Source organism: Variovorax sp. YR750 (assembly GCF_900109805.1).
GTDB classification, from domain to species: Bacteria; Pseudomonadota; Gammaproteobacteria; order Burkholderiales; family Burkholderiaceae_C; genus Variovorax; species Variovorax gossypii.
On the sequence record NZ_FOBJ01000001.1, the window covers coordinates 94543 to 109751 of the forward strand.

General features: G+C 61.8%; 16 protein-coding genes. 13 read left to right on the forward strand and 3 right to left on the reverse strand.

The genetic code is table 11. From position 1 onward, the window contains the following. The first annotated feature begins 39 nt into the window (after positions 1-39). The 8 genes from BMY35_RS00435 to BMY35_RS00465 all read left to right on the forward strand — a co-directional run bounded on the left by BMY35_RS00435 (position 40) and on the right by BMY35_RS00465 (position 10551). Positions 40-1683 (forward strand): isovaleryl-CoA dehydrogenase, encoded by a 1644-nt coding sequence (locus tag BMY35_RS00435; RefSeq protein WP_093195033.1) that lies wholly within the window; start codon positions 40-42, stop codon positions 1681-1683. Positions 1684-1719: 36 nt separating this feature from the next. Beyond that, positions 1720-2658 (forward strand): glutathione S-transferase family protein, encoded by a 939-nt coding sequence (locus tag BMY35_RS00440; RefSeq protein ID WP_093195034.1) that lies wholly within the window; start codon positions 1720-1722, stop codon positions 2656-2658. 287 nt (positions 2659-2945) lie between these two features. Continuing rightward, positions 2946-4739, forward strand: coding sequence for a type I secretion system permease/ATPase (locus BMY35_RS00445; RefSeq protein WP_177213545.1), 1794 nt, complete (start codon positions 2946-2948; stop codon positions 4737-4739). Then, positions 4736-6151, forward strand: a complete 1416-nt coding sequence (locus tag BMY35_RS00450) for an HlyD family type I secretion periplasmic adaptor subunit (RefSeq protein ID WP_093195036.1) — start codon at positions 4736-4738, stop codon at positions 6149-6151. The genes BMY35_RS00445 and BMY35_RS00450 overlap by 4 nt, the downstream gene beginning before the upstream one ends. Then, a complete protein-coding gene (locus BMY35_RS00455) occupies positions 6148-6885 on the forward strand; it encodes a response regulator transcription factor (RefSeq protein WP_218152965.1) in 738 nt (245 codons plus the stop codon). Before BMY35_RS00450 ends, BMY35_RS00455 begins: the two co-directional genes overlap by 4 nt. A 110-nt stretch (positions 6886-6995) precedes the next feature. Next, a complete protein-coding gene (locus BMY35_RS37525; RefSeq protein WP_143080635.1) occupies positions 6996-7661 on the forward strand; it encodes a hypothetical protein in 666 nt (221 codons plus the stop codon). 49 nt (positions 7662-7710) lie between these two features. Then, positions 7711-9465, forward strand: coding sequence for a hypothetical protein (locus tag BMY35_RS00460; protein ID WP_143080636.1), 1755 nt, complete (start codon positions 7711-7713; stop codon positions 9463-9465). Between the two features lie 180 nt (positions 9466-9645). Then, positions 9646-10551, forward strand: coding sequence for an SDR family oxidoreductase (locus BMY35_RS00465; protein WP_093195038.1), 906 nt, complete (start codon positions 9646-9648; stop codon positions 10549-10551). Between the two features lie 15 nt (positions 10552-10566). Here BMY35_RS00465 and BMY35_RS00470 read toward each other — a convergent pair whose 3' ends face one another. Next, positions 10567-11010 (reverse strand): fimbrial protein, encoded by a 444-nt coding sequence (locus tag BMY35_RS00470; protein WP_093195039.1) that lies wholly within the window; start codon positions 11008-11010, stop codon positions 10567-10569. Between the two features lie 139 nt (positions 11011-11149). After that, a complete protein-coding gene (locus tag BMY35_RS00475; protein ID WP_093195040.1) occupies positions 11150-11818 on the reverse strand; it encodes an FMN-dependent NADH-azoreductase in 669 nt (222 codons plus the stop codon). Between the two features lie 135 nt (positions 11819-11953). Between BMY35_RS00475 and BMY35_RS00480 the strand changes: the two genes are divergently transcribed. The 4 genes from BMY35_RS00480 to BMY35_RS00490 all read left to right on the forward strand — a co-directional run bounded on the left by BMY35_RS00480 (position 11954) and on the right by BMY35_RS00490 (position 14041). Beyond that, positions 11954-12856, forward strand: a complete 903-nt coding sequence (locus BMY35_RS00480; protein WP_093195041.1) for a LysR substrate-binding domain-containing protein — start codon at positions 11954-11956, stop codon at positions 12854-12856. 139 nt (positions 12857-12995) lie between these two features. Next, entirely contained in the window at positions 12996-13163 is a 168-nt protein-coding gene (locus BMY35_RS38225) for a hypothetical protein (RefSeq protein WP_177213546.1), read from the forward strand. A gap of 347 nt (positions 13164-13510) precedes the next feature. Beyond that, positions 13511-13756, forward strand: a complete 246-nt coding sequence (locus BMY35_RS00485) for a hypothetical protein (RefSeq protein ID WP_093195042.1) — start codon at positions 13511-13513, stop codon at positions 13754-13756. A gap of 21 nt (positions 13757-13777) precedes the next feature. Continuing rightward, the gene (locus tag BMY35_RS00490; RefSeq protein ID WP_256227890.1) at positions 13778-14041 is read left to right on the forward strand and encodes a general secretion pathway protein GspL; all 264 of its coding nucleotides are present in this window, start codon (positions 13778-13780) and stop codon (positions 14039-14041) included. A gap of 6 nt (positions 14042-14047) precedes the next feature. Here the strand turns inward: BMY35_RS00490 and BMY35_RS00495 are convergent, their stop codons facing one another. Then, entirely contained in the window at positions 14048-14764 is a 717-nt protein-coding gene (locus BMY35_RS00495) for a hypothetical protein (RefSeq protein WP_093195044.1), read from the reverse strand. A 220-nt stretch (positions 14765-14984) separates the two neighbouring features. Here BMY35_RS00495 and BMY35_RS00500 point away from each other — a divergent pair, with 220 nt between their 5' ends. Next, on the forward strand, positions 14985-15188 hold the full coding sequence (locus tag BMY35_RS00500) for a hypothetical protein (RefSeq protein WP_093195045.1): 204 nt from the start codon (positions 14985-14987) through the stop codon (positions 15186-15188). Positions 15189-15209 lie beyond the last annotated feature (21 nt).

The window sequence follows — 15209 nt, forward strand, 5'->3', positions numbered from 1 at the left end:
ATGCACCGATGAACTGAACGCACGGCAAGGAGGCCGGCCATGGACACGACACACGAGGTCTTCAACCAGCCCGCGCCGCTGGTGGACTACAACCTCTTCGACACCAACCGGCCCCTGCGCGATGCGCTGAAGTTCAATGCGCCCGCGCTGCAGACAACGCAGCTGCACGAACTGGGCGCGACCCTCGGCTCGACCGGCATGCAGGCGCATGCGCGGCTCGCCAACATCCACACGCCGGAGCTGCATACGCATGACCGCTTCGGCCGGCGCATCGACGAAGTGGAGTTCCATCCGAGCTACCACGCGCTGATGAGCGCCGCCGTGGGCGCAGGCCTGCACGGCACGCCGTGGACCGGCACTTCCGCCTCGCCGCACGTGCTGCGCGCGGCGGGCTTCATGCTCTTCACCGAGCTGGAGCCTTCGATCTTGTGTCCCGTCTCCATGACCTACGCGGTCACGCCCGCGTTGCGCGGCAATGCGGCGGTGCATGCCGACTGGGGTCCGAAGCTCGGCAGCCTCTGGTACGACCCGGCGCTGAAGCCGTTCAGCGACAAGCCCGGCGTGACCATGGGCATGGGCATGACCGAGAAGCAGGGCGGCTCCGACGTGCGGGCCAACACCACGCAGGCCGTACGCGAAGGCAGCGGCGATGCCTGGGGCGAGCGCTATGCCATCACCGGCCACAAGTGGTTCTTTTCGGCGCCGATGTGCGATGCCTTCCTGGTGCTGGCGCAGGCTCCTGCAGGGCTTTCGTGCTTCTTCCTGCCGCGTGTGCTGCCCGACGGCTCGCGCAACGCCATCCGCATCCAGCGGCTGAAGGACAAGCTGGGCAACAAGGCCAATGCGAGCTCCGAGGTCGAGTTCCATGGGGCCACTGCATGGCTCGTGGGCGAGGAGGGGCGCGGCATTCCGCAGATCCTCGAAATGGGCACGATGACGCGGCTCGACTGCGCGCTGGGCACCAGCGGACTGATGCGGCAGGCGCTGTCCATCGCACTCAACCACGCCACGCAGCGCATGGCCTTCAGCAAGCCGCTGATCGACCAGCCGCTGATGAAGAACGTGCTGGCCGACCTGGCGCTGGAGAGCGAGGCCGCCACCGCGTTCGCGATCCGTCTTGCGAAGGCCTTCGACAACCAGTCCGACGAACATGAACGCCTGATGGCGCGCCTGCTCACGCCCGTCGCCAAGTTCTGGATCTGCAAGCGCGGCAGCCATTTCGCGCAGGAGGCGATGGAATGCCTCGGCGGCAACGGCTACGTGGAAGAGGGCGGCGAAGGCATCATGGCCCGCATCTACCGCGAGATGCCGCTCAATTCCATCTGGGAAGGCGCGGGCAACATCATGGCGCTCGACCTGCTGCGCGGCCTGCGCAAGGGCGATGCGGTGGCTGCCCTCGAAAAGGAACTGACCCCCGCGCGCAGCCAGCACGCCGCGCTCGACCGGCTGGCCGATGCGCTGCCGGCGCGCATCGAGGCGATGGCATCCGAAGCCGAGGCCCGCCGCCTGGCGCAAGATGTCGCATTGGCCGTGCAGGCTGCGCTGCTCGTGCAGACCGCACCATCGGCGGTCGCCGGCGCGTTCTGCGCGTCGCGCCTGGGCGGCGACTGGGGCAATGCCTTCGGTACGCTGGGGGCAGGCACCGATTTCGACTCCATCGTCCAGCGCGCACAGCCGCGCTGAAGCAACACAACGACAACCCCACGGGAAACATCAACCATGGCCGACCTGATCCTTCACCACTACCTGACCTCGCCGTTCTCGGAGAAGGTGCGCCTGATCCTCGGCGCCAAGAAGCTGCCGTGGAAGTCGGTCTTCATCCCGCCGATCATGCCCAAGCCCGATGTGGAGGTGCTCACCGGCGGCTACCGCAAGACGCCGTTCCTGCAGATCGGCGCCGACATCTACTGCGACAGCGCGCTCATCGCCGACGTGCTCGAGCACCTGCGGCCCGAGCCCACGCTCTACCCGGAGCCCGAGAAGGGCATGTCGCGCATCCTCGCGCAGTGGGCCGACACCTCGCTGTTCTGGGCCGCGATGGCCTGGAGCCTGCAGCCCAAGGGCGCGGCCGAGGTGTTCGCCAAGGCGCCACCCGAGGCAGCCAAGGCCTTCGGAGAAGACCGCGGCAGGATGAGTGCGGGCAACATGACCCGCCTGCGTCCGGCCGATGCCACCAGCGCCTACAAGTCGTACCTGCGCCGCCTCTCGGACATGCTCGACGAGAAGCCCTTCCTGCTGGGCGAAGTGCCCAGCATCGCCGACTTCTCGGCCTACCACCCGCTCTGGTACACGCGGCGCATCGAGTCGGTCCGCACCATCCTCGACCTCACGCCGGCGGTGATCGACTGGATGGACCGCATGGCCGCCATCGGCCACGACGTGCCCGAGAAGTTCACGAGCGAGGAAGCCATCGCCGTTGCCAAGGCCTCGACGCCGCACACGCTGCTGACCGACAGCACCTTCCAGGACGACCACGGCATCCCGCTGGGCAGCGCAGTCACCATCCGCGCCGAGAGCTTCGGGCTCGAGGAAACACCGGGCACGCTGATCGCGGCCACGCGCACGCACTACACGCTGGAGCGCAGCAGCGAGCGCGTGGGGACCGTGCATGTGCACTTTCCTCGGATCGGGTATGTGCTGAAGAGCGTCGAGGCCTGAAGAGAACCCCTTTGGGGCGATCGCACAGGCTAAAAAGCGCCTGATGCTGATCGCCGCCGCAAGAGCTTGCAGAACATCGGCCGTGAGCTTGTCGCAAAGCCCGGGCTGTCGCCGGCGGCTGGATGCCGCACTGATGTCCTGATAGTCGCCGTGGCAATGTCCCTCCGTCGCTAATTGATTTAGTGGCGTCTTTTTCCGGTGGCAGACTCCGGCGCCTTAAATCAAGAAGTCGCGCATGCCGTAGAAATGGCATGGCAAGAACAAAGTTCCATAGGGGGGAACAACAAATGTCAATTGGGCAATGGCCGAGTCGCGGCCTGCTCGCGCCGTGGTCGTCGCTGGGCGAGATGGGCGCAATCTTCTTCGCTAGTTCCGTCGTCCATCTGCTGCTGCTAGTTCCAACCCTGGTAACTCTGCAGGTATATGACCGGGTATTGAGCAGTCGTCGCAGCGAGACCTTGTTAATGCTGCTGGCGGCCGCAGCGCTGGCGCTCCTGGCTTGGTGGAGTGTCGAAACGTCCCGGGAACACTGGCATTCAGCGCGTGCCGCAGAGCGAGAACAGCAGGTCATCGCTGAACTGACGCCGCTACTACTCGATGTGCCGGTTCACTTGTTCAGTGCCCGGGCCCAGCAGGCTGAGCGTGACTTATCCGTTTTGCGCAGCTACCTAGGCGGTCCCGTCTTGATCGCTTTCACGGATTTGCCGTGGAGCCTGATCCATCTTCTTGTGATCACTGCATTCCATCCCTTGCTAGGGACTGTCACGCTCATAGGCATGCTTATCCTGCTCGGTTTGGCTTGGCTCACCGAATGGCGATTGCGGGAGCCTACCGTTGCAGCTGAGCAGGCACGGGCTCTTACACAAGTCAGAGTCGGTGAGATTTCCACCTTTATAGAAGTCTTGCACGCACATGGCCAGCAAATGCAGGTCGCCCGATCTCTCGATGTCATGAGGCGCGATGCAGAGAGAGCTCGCCTGGACGTCGAATTGGAGAGCCATAGCTTGAAAACTCTGGGCAAATTGGTTCGCCAAGCACTGCAGCTCAGCATTCTTGCTTTCGGCGCTTGGCTGGTGCTCAAAGGGCAAGCCACAGGTGGGGTGATGATCGCTGGCAGCATTCTCTTGGGGAAGGCCCTGATGCCGCTGGAGGTGCTGATTGGCAATTGGAAGCTCTGGCTTGAAGCGCGGAAAGCTGCGGTGCGCTTGCAGCAAGCAACCACTGTGCAAGGCGGCAGTATGAATTCGTTGCCGCGCACTCGCCCAGAGACCGCACTGCCGGCCTGCAAAGGACAACTTCGAGCGAGAAATCTCGGGGTAAGGGCTGCGATGGGGGGCGCTGCTGCTCTACACAACCTGAATCTTGAACTTCCTGCCGGTGCCATGCTGGTTGTCCTTGGCGAAAGCGGAAGTGGCAAGAGCACACTAGCGCGCGTTTTCGCGGGCATCCAGACACCCACGCAGGGTGAGGTCTCGATGGATGGCGCGGCATTGCAGCAGTACAGCGCGCAGGTCCGCGGTCAGGCCACTGGATATCTTCCGCAAGATGTGCTTCTACATAGCGGGAGCATCGCGCACAACATTGCGCGGCAATGGCAATCTGTCGAGCCGCTTACAAGAGAGCAGAGCGAGGCGGTCGTTCTGGCTGCGCGCCGCGCTGGAGCCCACAATCTGATTACTGCTTTTCCAAGAGGTTACGACACGCTCATCGGTCAGGAGGCAGGTGCGCAAGTTTTGTCAGGTGGTCAACGCCAACGCATCGCGTTGGCACGCGCGATCTATGCGACACCCGATTCGGGACTGGAGACGCCTCGACTGATCGTGCTGGACGAACCCAATAGCCAACTCGACGCTGAGGGCGATGAGGCTCTTGAGCGTTGTCTTCACGGTCTGCGCGAGCTCGGAGCGACAGTCGTGGCCGTGACGCACCGTTCTCACCTGATCGCCTTGGCAAGCCATGTGCTGCTTTTGCGAAATGGGATGGTGGAAAAGTTCGGTCTGCGAGAGGAGGTTCGCGAGTGGATCGCTTGCCGAAATCGGCGAGCGCTCAAGGCGGCTGACCGGAAAGCAGCCATCGTATGACGCAGAGCTGGTCGGCCGGCGCAGAGTCGGAAACGCTTCAACAGGGAGACTTGAAGCACGGTGAACACCCGTCATGGGGGCAGGCACAGCGACGCGCTATGCGGTTGGGGATCGCCGGCGCGGCACTTGGCACGCTGGCCTTGATTGTCTGGGCCGCACTTGCGCCGTTGGCCGCGGCGATCATTGCCGAAGGTACCGTCAAGTCCATGGGTAACCGAAAGACAGTACAGCATGCGGAAGGTGGCATCGTCTCCATCATTCACGTCAAGGATGGAGATCGGGTCAAGCAAGGGCAGACCTTGATCACGTTGGCTGATGCGCGTGTGACGGCCAGTGTGCAGAGCTTGCGTGAACAGGGCGCGGCAAATGCCTTGAGGGTTCAGCGTTTGCGGACGGAGATGGAGACGATGGACGCATCGTTCGAGCCGGATCTGCACGCGCTGCGTGATTTCATGGCTGGCAGTGATACTGCCTATATTGAAGAACTCGCCAGGCGAGAGAAAGCCTTGTTCGTTGCACGGGCTCGGCAGCAAGCTGAACAAGCCTACTGGCTGAATGAACAACTGACCCAGACTCGGCGCGAAATCGCGACACAGCAAGAACTCATTGCCACTACCGACTCTGCCATGCAATTGGCGCGTCGAGATCTGGAATCAAACGAAAAGTTGAGGGCTGACGGCTTCGTCAGTGAAGCTCGACTGATGGAGCTGCAGCGTATCGTTGCTGACTACCGTGCGCGACTTCAAGGCACACAGGCTCAGCTGTCGCAGGCCCGTCAAAGAGAGGCTGATTTTCGACTGAAGCTTTCATCACAAAAGACCGAATTCGCGCGTGCTTCAGCCGAGGAGCTGAAAGAGATAACGGCTCGGCTGGCATTGACAATGCAAGAGCTTGGCCCAGCAATGGACGCCCAAAGCAGACAACGAATCGTAGCGCCAGTCGCTGGCGAGGTAGTCGGTCTGAGGGTTCACACAGTAGGTTCTGCCATTGGGCCACGAGAGCCTGCCTTGGAGATTGTTCCTGCAAATTCCGAGCTGGTGATCGAAGCACGCATTGCTCCCAGCGATATTAGAGACGTGCAACAAGCATGGGTCCAAGCCAAGACGGCGCATGTAATGCTGACCGCCTATCGGACGCGGGCCACGCCGCAAATCGACGGGACACTGAGGTACGTGGGCGCCGATCGATTGACTGATCCTAATGCGCCCAACCCAAACGCACCTTACTACGTAGCGCACATAGCGATAAGCCCTCAGGCGTTGCGAGCGGCGAGTGAATTGGCCAGGCAGACGCTTACTCTGTCGCCGGGCATGCAAGCCGAGGTATTCATCGCAACCGATGAACGCAGTGCTTGGCGCTATCTGTTCGATCCTGTACTCGACGGCATAAGGCGCAGCCTTAGAGAGCGGTGAAGCATCTCACTTCGACCGATTTGCAAGCCTGGCTAACGGCAGTAACTGACCCTCGGGCTACGGCAGCCAATCTTCTGAGCTGGATCGAGGGGCCGCTGCGAGCATTCTTTCCCTTCAGAGGCGTGGTACTGGGGCACGGTGAACTCGTAGCTGGGCAGTTGAAGATTACTCACATGCTTGCATCGGGTCTCGATGCGGAGTATTTGCAACAGATTGCCACGACTTTTGAATTGGCGCAGCGAGGAGCTCTTCAGTGGTGGCTCGCCAATCGCCAACCTTTCCTTATCGATCCGAAGAACCCGCCGCGCTATGCAAGCGTTTTCGAAGTCACGGAAATCGAAAAGTTTGGCTTGTGCAATGTTGCTGGCCATGGCGTCTTGAACGTCAAGGCCAACGCAGGAACCTACTTCGGATTTATCGGTGTCAGGACACCGCTGTCGGAGTGGCATCTGGAGGCGTTGAGGCTGTTGACGCCTGTCCTTAACGATCTATTTCTGGCAAACATTGCAAGCCGTGAGGAGTCAATGGGGATTGACGGAAATCGCTCGGCAGTCATTGGCGAACTCACCACGAGAGAGAGATCGATCGTGCGTCACTTGGCTGAAGGATTGAGCAACAAGTCCATCGCGAGGGCGCTGGGAACCTCGGAGAAGACCGTACGCAATCAGTTGGCCAGGATCTATGCGCATCTGGGTGTGCGCAAACGTTCCGAGTTGATCGTCCTTCTCAAGTAGTTCCGAGTATGAGCGGGACATTTGCCCTATAGGCGAAGAGCGTGAGTTAAATAATCATCGCGCTGTGCTCGAGAAACGAGAGTTCGAAGATCAGAGGTCAAAGAAAGAGCATGAGCATCATGGGCCATTCAGGAGTTCTTCAAGTGCTGCATCGACTAGGACGTACATGCTGGAGCAGAGTTGTCGCTGCCTTCGCGGTCAGCGTATTGGCGGGTGTGGTCGGCGGATGCGCACTCTCGCCAGGAGTCTTGACCACGTCAGACAGGTCGATGCAAGTCGGTGCGGTATTTCCATCAGCACTGATGGTCGAGCCAGTGCAACTACGCGCAGGAAACATCCACACGACACAGCTATTTCAGATCAAGGACATAAGAGAGCGATGGATCGTTGCACTGGGCTTCTTGAGAACTGATCAAAAATTGACACCACAGCAAAGAATGGGAGGAAAGTCCAATACATGTTGGACTGATAGTCCTGATAAACCGATACGCCTCAAGACTTGCGAAAAAGTTAGTCCAGGGTTCTATTTGCGATGGGAACTGCTGCAAGAGGATGGGATTGTGGTAGCCCAATACTCATTCGATAGTCTGACTGCGAGTAGCGGTGGAACTTACACCGCTGACGCCATAACCAGCACCCTGTCGGGCTTCTCAAGTCAAGAGCCGGGCTCCTACAAATTGCGCATTACGGTTCTTCGTGATTCGAAGGAACTCGACTTTCTGAGTCCGCACATCGTCATTGAAAGACCATTTTTTAGTTCTCGATCAATCGAGTAATGGGTAGGTTTTGTTTTCAGATCATCAACGAAATCAGGAGAGGAGTTATATGAGTCAGCCAAGCTTCACCGTCTACGTAGACAACGTTGGTACACCGCACGCCTTCATCGGGCTTGATGATGGCAGTGGAGGCCTGAACTACTACGGGTTTGCGCCCAGTACCAATGCACTGCTAGGGACCCACGGCCCGGGTAAGGTCGGAGATGGCCTGACCACGCATGTTCAAGGCGATATCAACAACAGCAGGGCTGGGTACATTGATGATGTAGGTTGGAGTAAGACCATTCAGGTTTCCAAGGATCAATACGATTCGATGGTCAATGCAGTATCCGCTTGGCGCGAAGCAAATCACGCCTACAACCTTGGTGCGATTCTTGGTGGCGAAAACTGTACGACGTTTGTGCAGGCTGTGGCCAGGGCGGGCGGCATCACAGGGATTGTCACGTCCGGCGTGGTCCACCCGGTCAGTCTGGTTCCTGCGAATGAGCAGAGTGGGCTCTGGACAAGAGATGCAGACGGTGCCCGTTCAAAGTCTGATGCCATGAGAGACCCCTTGAATACGCCGGGCACGCCGGCCTTCGAGTTCAAGAAGACGAATCCGGAGCTTTTCAAGACAGGGCCGGACGCTAGATTCACACCTGACTCTACGAATTCCGAGTTGCGTCAAAACAAAGATGGGACATTCGTGGAGGCGGTCACTGATCACACAACAGGCACGACCCAAACGCTCAGCTACTCAAGCACTGGAGAGGTCACGCGCAGCGTCATTGCGGAACCTGCGTATGACAGAGATCAGTCGTGGTGGCGAGAACTCGTCACCGACACAGTCATAGGGGCCCAAGGCGACGTGACCATTTCCAGATACGACATCAATGGACTGCTGACCGAATCGGTCAGGACCATGCCAAACGGTGATTCCTTTGAAAAGGACTACGATTTCACGGGTAGCAACTACATGGGGTTCATGTATAGAACTATCGAGGTCGACGGAGCGAACAACGATAGCTACCGTTCAATCGCAACGAGCTTTGATCTGCAAGAGCGCGAAGACACTCGGAACACTGTGAATGATGATGGCAGTCGCGACTGGGTTGACTTTGACCAAGAAAACTCCCAATCCTTGAGACAGTACGAGGCCCGTTACGACACTCAAGGCCGCGATGATTGGCATCGCACGACTTTCGACGATGGAAGTGTGACGTGGGAAGATCTTGATCAAGTAAACGAGCGTGGAGATCGTATATGGTCGAACCATGTTGATGCATATGGACGGGAGGACTGGCAGAAAGTCACCCATGACAGCGGTTCGGTGCATTGGAAGGATTTCGATCAAGGCGGTGAGCGCGGCGATCGCATCTGGGAAAACATGACGGATGCCCAAGGACGGGAAGACTGGCGGATAGTGACCCAAGACAACGGCCAAATGGATCGAATCGACTTTGACCAAGATGGTTCACAGCCTTGGAGTCAAGTCAATCAGCACTTTGATTCCCAGGGGCGTGAGGACTTCGCCACGGTCTACAACGACGATGGAAGCCGGACGAAGATCGACTATGACCAGGATGGCTCCCAGCCGTGGGACAAGATCGTCACAATCGTCGATACGATGGGATATGAGTTCACTGATATGAGCTACGACCCTGGTGTTGTCGACTACATGGGGCCACCGCCACTCACTCCTTTCCCTAATCCCGGGGGTGATCCCGTTGTTGTCCCCGCACTGCCGGGAGGTTCTGCCTGTGTTATCGCATTTGGCCGTGTAGCGTGCGAGCCCCTATACGATGTCGAGTACGGGTTTTTCTGATTGGATTGATGACGGGCATATGCGAAAGCAACTCGGCAAATCCTGATTTGCCACGTCGTTTGAAGTTTTCCTGGTTGTTTCGCTAGGCTCCCGCTGCCACACGCGTCACACGAACGACAGTCAACCAAGTTGCAAAGCGTTCCAATAGGCAAGGCAGAGACAACCAAAGGAAAGCACCCAATGATTCAGGACTTCAAGGGCAAGACCGCCGTTCTCACCGGCGCTGGTTCGGGCTTCGGCCTGGAGTGCGCGCGCATCGGCGCCGCCCGCGGCATGAACCTCGTGCTGGTCGACGTGCAGCAGGACGCGCTCGACAAGGCCAGAGCGGAGATGGAGGCCGCCGGCGCGCAGGTGCTGGCGCGCAAGGTCGACGTGTCGAACGCGGCGCAGATGGAAGCGCTGGCCGCCGCCGTGAAGGAGCGCTTCGGTGCTCCGCACTTCGTCTTCAACAACGCGGGCGTGGGCGCCGGCGGCCTGGTGTGGGAGAACACGGTCGCCGACTGGGAGTGGGTGCTGGGCGTGGACCTGTGGGGCGTGATCCACGGCGTGCGCCTGTTCGTGCCGATGATGCTGGAGGCCGCGGCGAAAGACCCGGCCTATCGCGGCCACGTGACCAACACCGCCAGCATGGCCGGCCTGCTCACGCCGCCGAACATGGGCATCTACAACGCGGCGAAGGCCGCAGTCGTGAGCCTCACCGAGACGATGTACCAGGACCTGAACCTCGTCACCGACCAGATCGGCGCGAGCCTGCTGTGCCCGTACTTCGTGCCCACGGGCATCACCAGCAGCGAGCGCAACCGCCCGAATGCGCCGAAGGAAAGCGAGCTCACCAAGAGCCAGCTGATCGGCCAGGCCATGAGCAACAAGGCGGTGAGCAGCGGGAAGATCACGGCGGCCGAAGTGGCCGCCAAGGTGTTCGAGGCCATCACCGACAACCAGTTCTACGTGTTCAGCCACCCGAAGGCGCTGGGCAACGTGCGCAGCCGCATGGAGAACATCGTCTCCATCACCAATCCGGCCGACCCGTTCCTCGAGCGGCCGGAGATCGGGCAGAAGCTGCGCGAGCAACTGCGCTCGGCCTGAGCGCGCGGTTCTTCTTCAGTTGTAGGTGACGGTCACCAGCGCGGCCGTCACGCGGCTCGTGCCGTCGGTGGTACCGCCTTTCGGGCGGATCGAAAGCGTGCCGCCGTCCTGCCCGATGTCGCGCGCGTCCTTCGGGGCCAGTGCATGCCTCTGGCCTCGCGCATCGGTGAAGGCCAGTTCCAGCGGTTGCCCGCCAAGGGCATCGACTCGCACGCTGGCGCTCGGCCGGTCGATGTACTGGCGCTGGAAGATCACTTCGCTGGCGGGCCCCGCCTTGCCGATGCGCGCGGCCATCGTGGCCGGCGCCGAGCTGATGGAGTAGGGCGCGGCCACGATCTCGCCCGTGAAGTGGATCGTGCCATCCGCCGCGTGGGCGCATGCCGATGTCCCGACTGTCGCTGCTGCAAGCAGGAAAACCGATGTCGCGCATGCGCGCACCTGATGTTCGAGTCGTCCCATCGCGACCTCTCTTTCGTCCCGTTTTTCTTTCTTCTAGGACTCCCTGATGTACGCGATGCATCAAATCACGCACGCACCGCGCTTGCAACATCTTGTCGAAAAGTAGTGGCAGCGACGCGACTATCGAGGTCGCGCCGGATCACGCGGCCTGCAGCTCGGCAACGAGCGCTTCGACACGGGCGAGCGCATCGGCGATGGAGCGGTCGAGCAGGTCGCCGTGGTCCTCCGCATGTTCGATCGCGACGCTGTGCACTTCGTCGAGGCCGAGCAGCGACAGCGGAGCCGTGATGCCCGGCGTGAGCAGGTCAAGGTGCGCCTGGAATCCGCCCGGCCGGTAGCCGCTGCTGCCGCACGAGGTGAGCAGCACGGTGCGGCGGGTGCGCTCGGCCAGCAGGGGCACGTACGGGTTCTCGCGGCTGGGGTCGTAGTTGAAGGTGGAGCCGATGCGCACGATGTTGTCGATCCATGACTTCAGCGGCGCAGGCATGCCGAAGTTGTACATCGGCACGCCGATCACCAGCACGTCGGCGCGGCGGATCTCGGCGATCAGCGCGTCGCTCTCCGCGAGCACGGCGTGCATCCACGGCTCGCGCTGTTCGGCCGGCGTGTAGCCCGACGCGATCCATTCGCCGGTGACGTTGCTTGGCGGCGTGGCGCCGATGTCGCGATAGATCACTTCGTCATCGGGGCGCGTCGCGCGCCAGGTCGACACGAAGTGATGGCTCAGCCGGCGCGAGTGCGAGCCGTGAACGTGCGTGCCCGAACGGCCGGGGCGGGCGCTGGCGTCGATGTGGAGCAGTGTGGTCATGGCGAGATCCTCTTTGACATGAAGGGTTGGATGAAGGAAATTCAGCTTTCGGGCTGGCTTGGATCTCACTGTATTTAGGGAGAGGCGGCCCGACAAACGACAATTTCTTTGTGTTGATGAAAATTTGATTCATCCATGGCCAACCTTCGACAACTCCCTCCGCTGGCGGCGCTGCGGGCCTTCGAGGCCGCCGCGCGCCACTGCAGCGCCAAGCTCGCGGCCAACGAGCTCTCGGTCACGCCCACGGCCATCAGCCACCAGGTGCGGCAGCTCGAAGGCGCGCTGGGCGTGCCGCTGTTCATCCGCCAGCCGAGGCAGCTGGTGCTGACGCCGCAGGGCAGGGAGCTGCAGGCGGTGCTGAGCGAGTCGTTCAATGCCATGGCGAATGCGGTCGCGCGGTTGCGTGCGCCGCCGCAGCGGATGGCCATCACCCTGTCGACCACGCCGGCCGTCGCGGCGCGCTGGCTGCTGCCGCGCGTGGGCACGCTGCGCGCGCTGCATCCGCGACTCGACCTGCGCATCCATGCGTCACACGACGCTGTCGCGCTCGACGGCGTCACGGCCGACATCGCGATCCGCTACGGCCGCGGGCAGTGGCCGGGCATGGTGTCGGAGAAGCTGTTCGATACCGTCTTCGCGCCGGCCTGCAGCCCTGCGCTCAAGCTGCGCCGGCGCGGCGATCTGACGCGGCACACGCTGCTTCACTTCGCGGTGCCAGGCAGCAGGAACCAGCCAGGCACCTGGGCCGCATGGCAGCAGGAGGCGCAGGTGCCGGGCCTCGATGTGTCGGCGGGGCCGGTGTTCTCGGACGAGACGCACACCGTGTCCGCCGCGCTGCAGGGGCAGGGCGTCGCGCTGATGGGCCTCGCGCTGATCGCGGACGAACTGCGCGCGGGCAATCTGGTGCAGCCGTTCGGTCCGCAGCTGCCGGGGCTTCCGTTTCATCTCGTGTGCCCCGAGGCACGGCGAAACGAGCCCGCGGTGGCGGCGGTGTTCGAGTGGGTGAGAGGGCTGCAGCCGCCGGGTGCAGGCACCTGATTTCGCGCGCGGTGACTTTAGGCACTGGCGGCCGGCTGTTCACATTTCTAGAGTCCCTCCCGATGAGTTGCGGGTGCAACTCGTCGCGCCGCAGGAGCGTGATGTCCTGCGTTCGACAGCACCACTGGAGGAGGAAATCATGAAACGTGCAACCGTAGTCAAGGCCGGCGTCGTTGCGGCGATCCTGTCGTCGCTGGCCGTTGCGGCTCCCGCGATGGCCGGGCCGTTCACGCAGTGCGGCGATCACTGGCTGTTCTGGAGCGGCTACCAGCTGATCATGGAAGCGATCTTCGATCTCTGCGGCTGAGCAGGGGACGCGCTTCGCTCGTTGCGCCGGGCCGTGCTGCGCCAGGAATACGAAAGGCGTAGTCGTGCTCCGGCGCACTGTTGACACTTGTCAAATATTGCGCAGGTTCATGAGCTTTCTGTGCCGTGCCTGTTTTCAAGTACGGCGTTCGCGCAGTAATCCCTTAACCCCATCCGATGTTTTCCATAACCTCCCGGTACTTTTTGACGAAGGTCAGTAAAGGTTGCGAACGGGCCATGCGAGGGAGTGTGGAGCGTGGTGCCGCAAGCATGCGTCGCTGTTTCGGAGCCTTCGGCCTTCTTCGGCGACAGACAGACACGCGACATATCGCGAAGAGGAGGCAGATCATGCGCACCCCGTTCCTGCGCGAAACCAGTCCCGACGAGCCCGCGGCGCTCCAGCGCCGGCCGGCCTACGTCGCCTGGTTGCCGGTGGTGCTGTGCATCGTGGCCTCCGTGGGTTTCGTGCTGGTGGCCGTCTTCGTGCAGAACATCATCGCGGCATCTATGTTCACGACCGCAGCCATCGTGTCCCTGGGTATCGGCCTGATCCTCGGGCTGAGCATGTGGGTCTTTCCGGACCTTCCGCGCTAGATGAGTACCCGGGAAGAAACCTTGGCCGGCAAGACCGCGACTCCCTTGCCCCGCGCCGGGAACTGGCGCGTGACGCTGATGGCCGCCATGGTCGGATTGCTGATCGTGCTCGCCATGCTCATGAAGTGGATCGTCGAGCTGCAGGTCGAGGCTGCGCAGGAGCGTCGCCTGAGCGAAGCCGTCGCCCGCGAGGCAGTGGCGCGCTGCCACGAGAAGACGCCGCTGCAGGCAGTCAACGAATGCCTGCGGGGGCTGGCCGTCAGCGCCTCACCTACGGCGCGCTGAGCGCGATCAACTGGCGTCGAGCCAGCGGCCCGAGTCCGGGCACACGACGGCCGGCGCGCCGTTTCGCATGAGCTGCTCTTCATCGGGCCGGGCAGATGCCGGCGATGCGATGTCGAAGTCGATCCGCAGGGCCCTTGTCACATGGGCATCCTCGATCGGGAGCTCCCAGGTCAGGAAGACCTGGTTGCAGTCCTTGCCGTCCGCGAAGTCCGCCGGGTCGAAGCCCGTGCTGCCGCGCCGGATGACGCCGTGCGGCTGGCCCGTGTCGAAGACGACCGCCGTGCCCCGCCGGAGCGGGATCCGCAGGCCTGCATGGGGAAAGTGCAGGTCCAGCCCCTTGTCCTCGCTCATGAAGAGATTGCAGAAGGCCGCACCGCCGTACTGCATGCCGTCGTGGTGATACCTCGCGCCGCGGCAGGCCATGAGGGCCACGTCGGCCGAGCCGAGCACCCCTGGCAGGCCCAGCGCGAGCGTCCAGTCGGACACGGCCTGCACGCAGTGCCTGTAGTCGGGCCAGCGTGCGCGAGCGCGTGGCAGGGGAAGTGCCTCGACGTCTCCCGGCTCCAGCGAGAGCTGCGACGCGATCTCCCTGTCCCAGTCCGAGAGCAGGCGTGGCGCAGGCGCGGGCACATCCAGCGTGCCCGCCAGCACCACGCCGCTCACGCTTCGGCTGCGGAGCATGTCGCCGCTGGCGAAGTGGGAGATCAGGATGCCGGGGCTCATCGGGATGGCAGTGTAGTGAAGGGGCAACGCACGGCCTCGATGCATGACGGTGCGCGATCGACCCGCTGGCCCAGGCTTGTCAATGGCCGGATCATCCGATTCCTGAACAAGACGAACCGAAGAGAATCGCAGGCGTTTGCGCTTGGAAAATACCCTGAGGCATATTCGAATACCAAAGAGTTAACATTTGAGGCATCGAGAGGACAAGGAAGAGAGCCCCATGGAGACATATCCGACCCTGAGACAAGCCACCGGCGTGGCCCGCACGCTCAGCAAGCATTCGTCCAGCACGATGGTGGTCTACCGGGTAACGGAGCAGAAGTTCGTCACCGCGCATGCCAGTGACCGGGTGGAAGGGACCATCGAGGCGGTCTACCGCGACGGCTATGTCGTGCAGACACTCCTGAGCAAGCGCGCGGAGTAAGCCGGACGGGCGCAAAAAAGG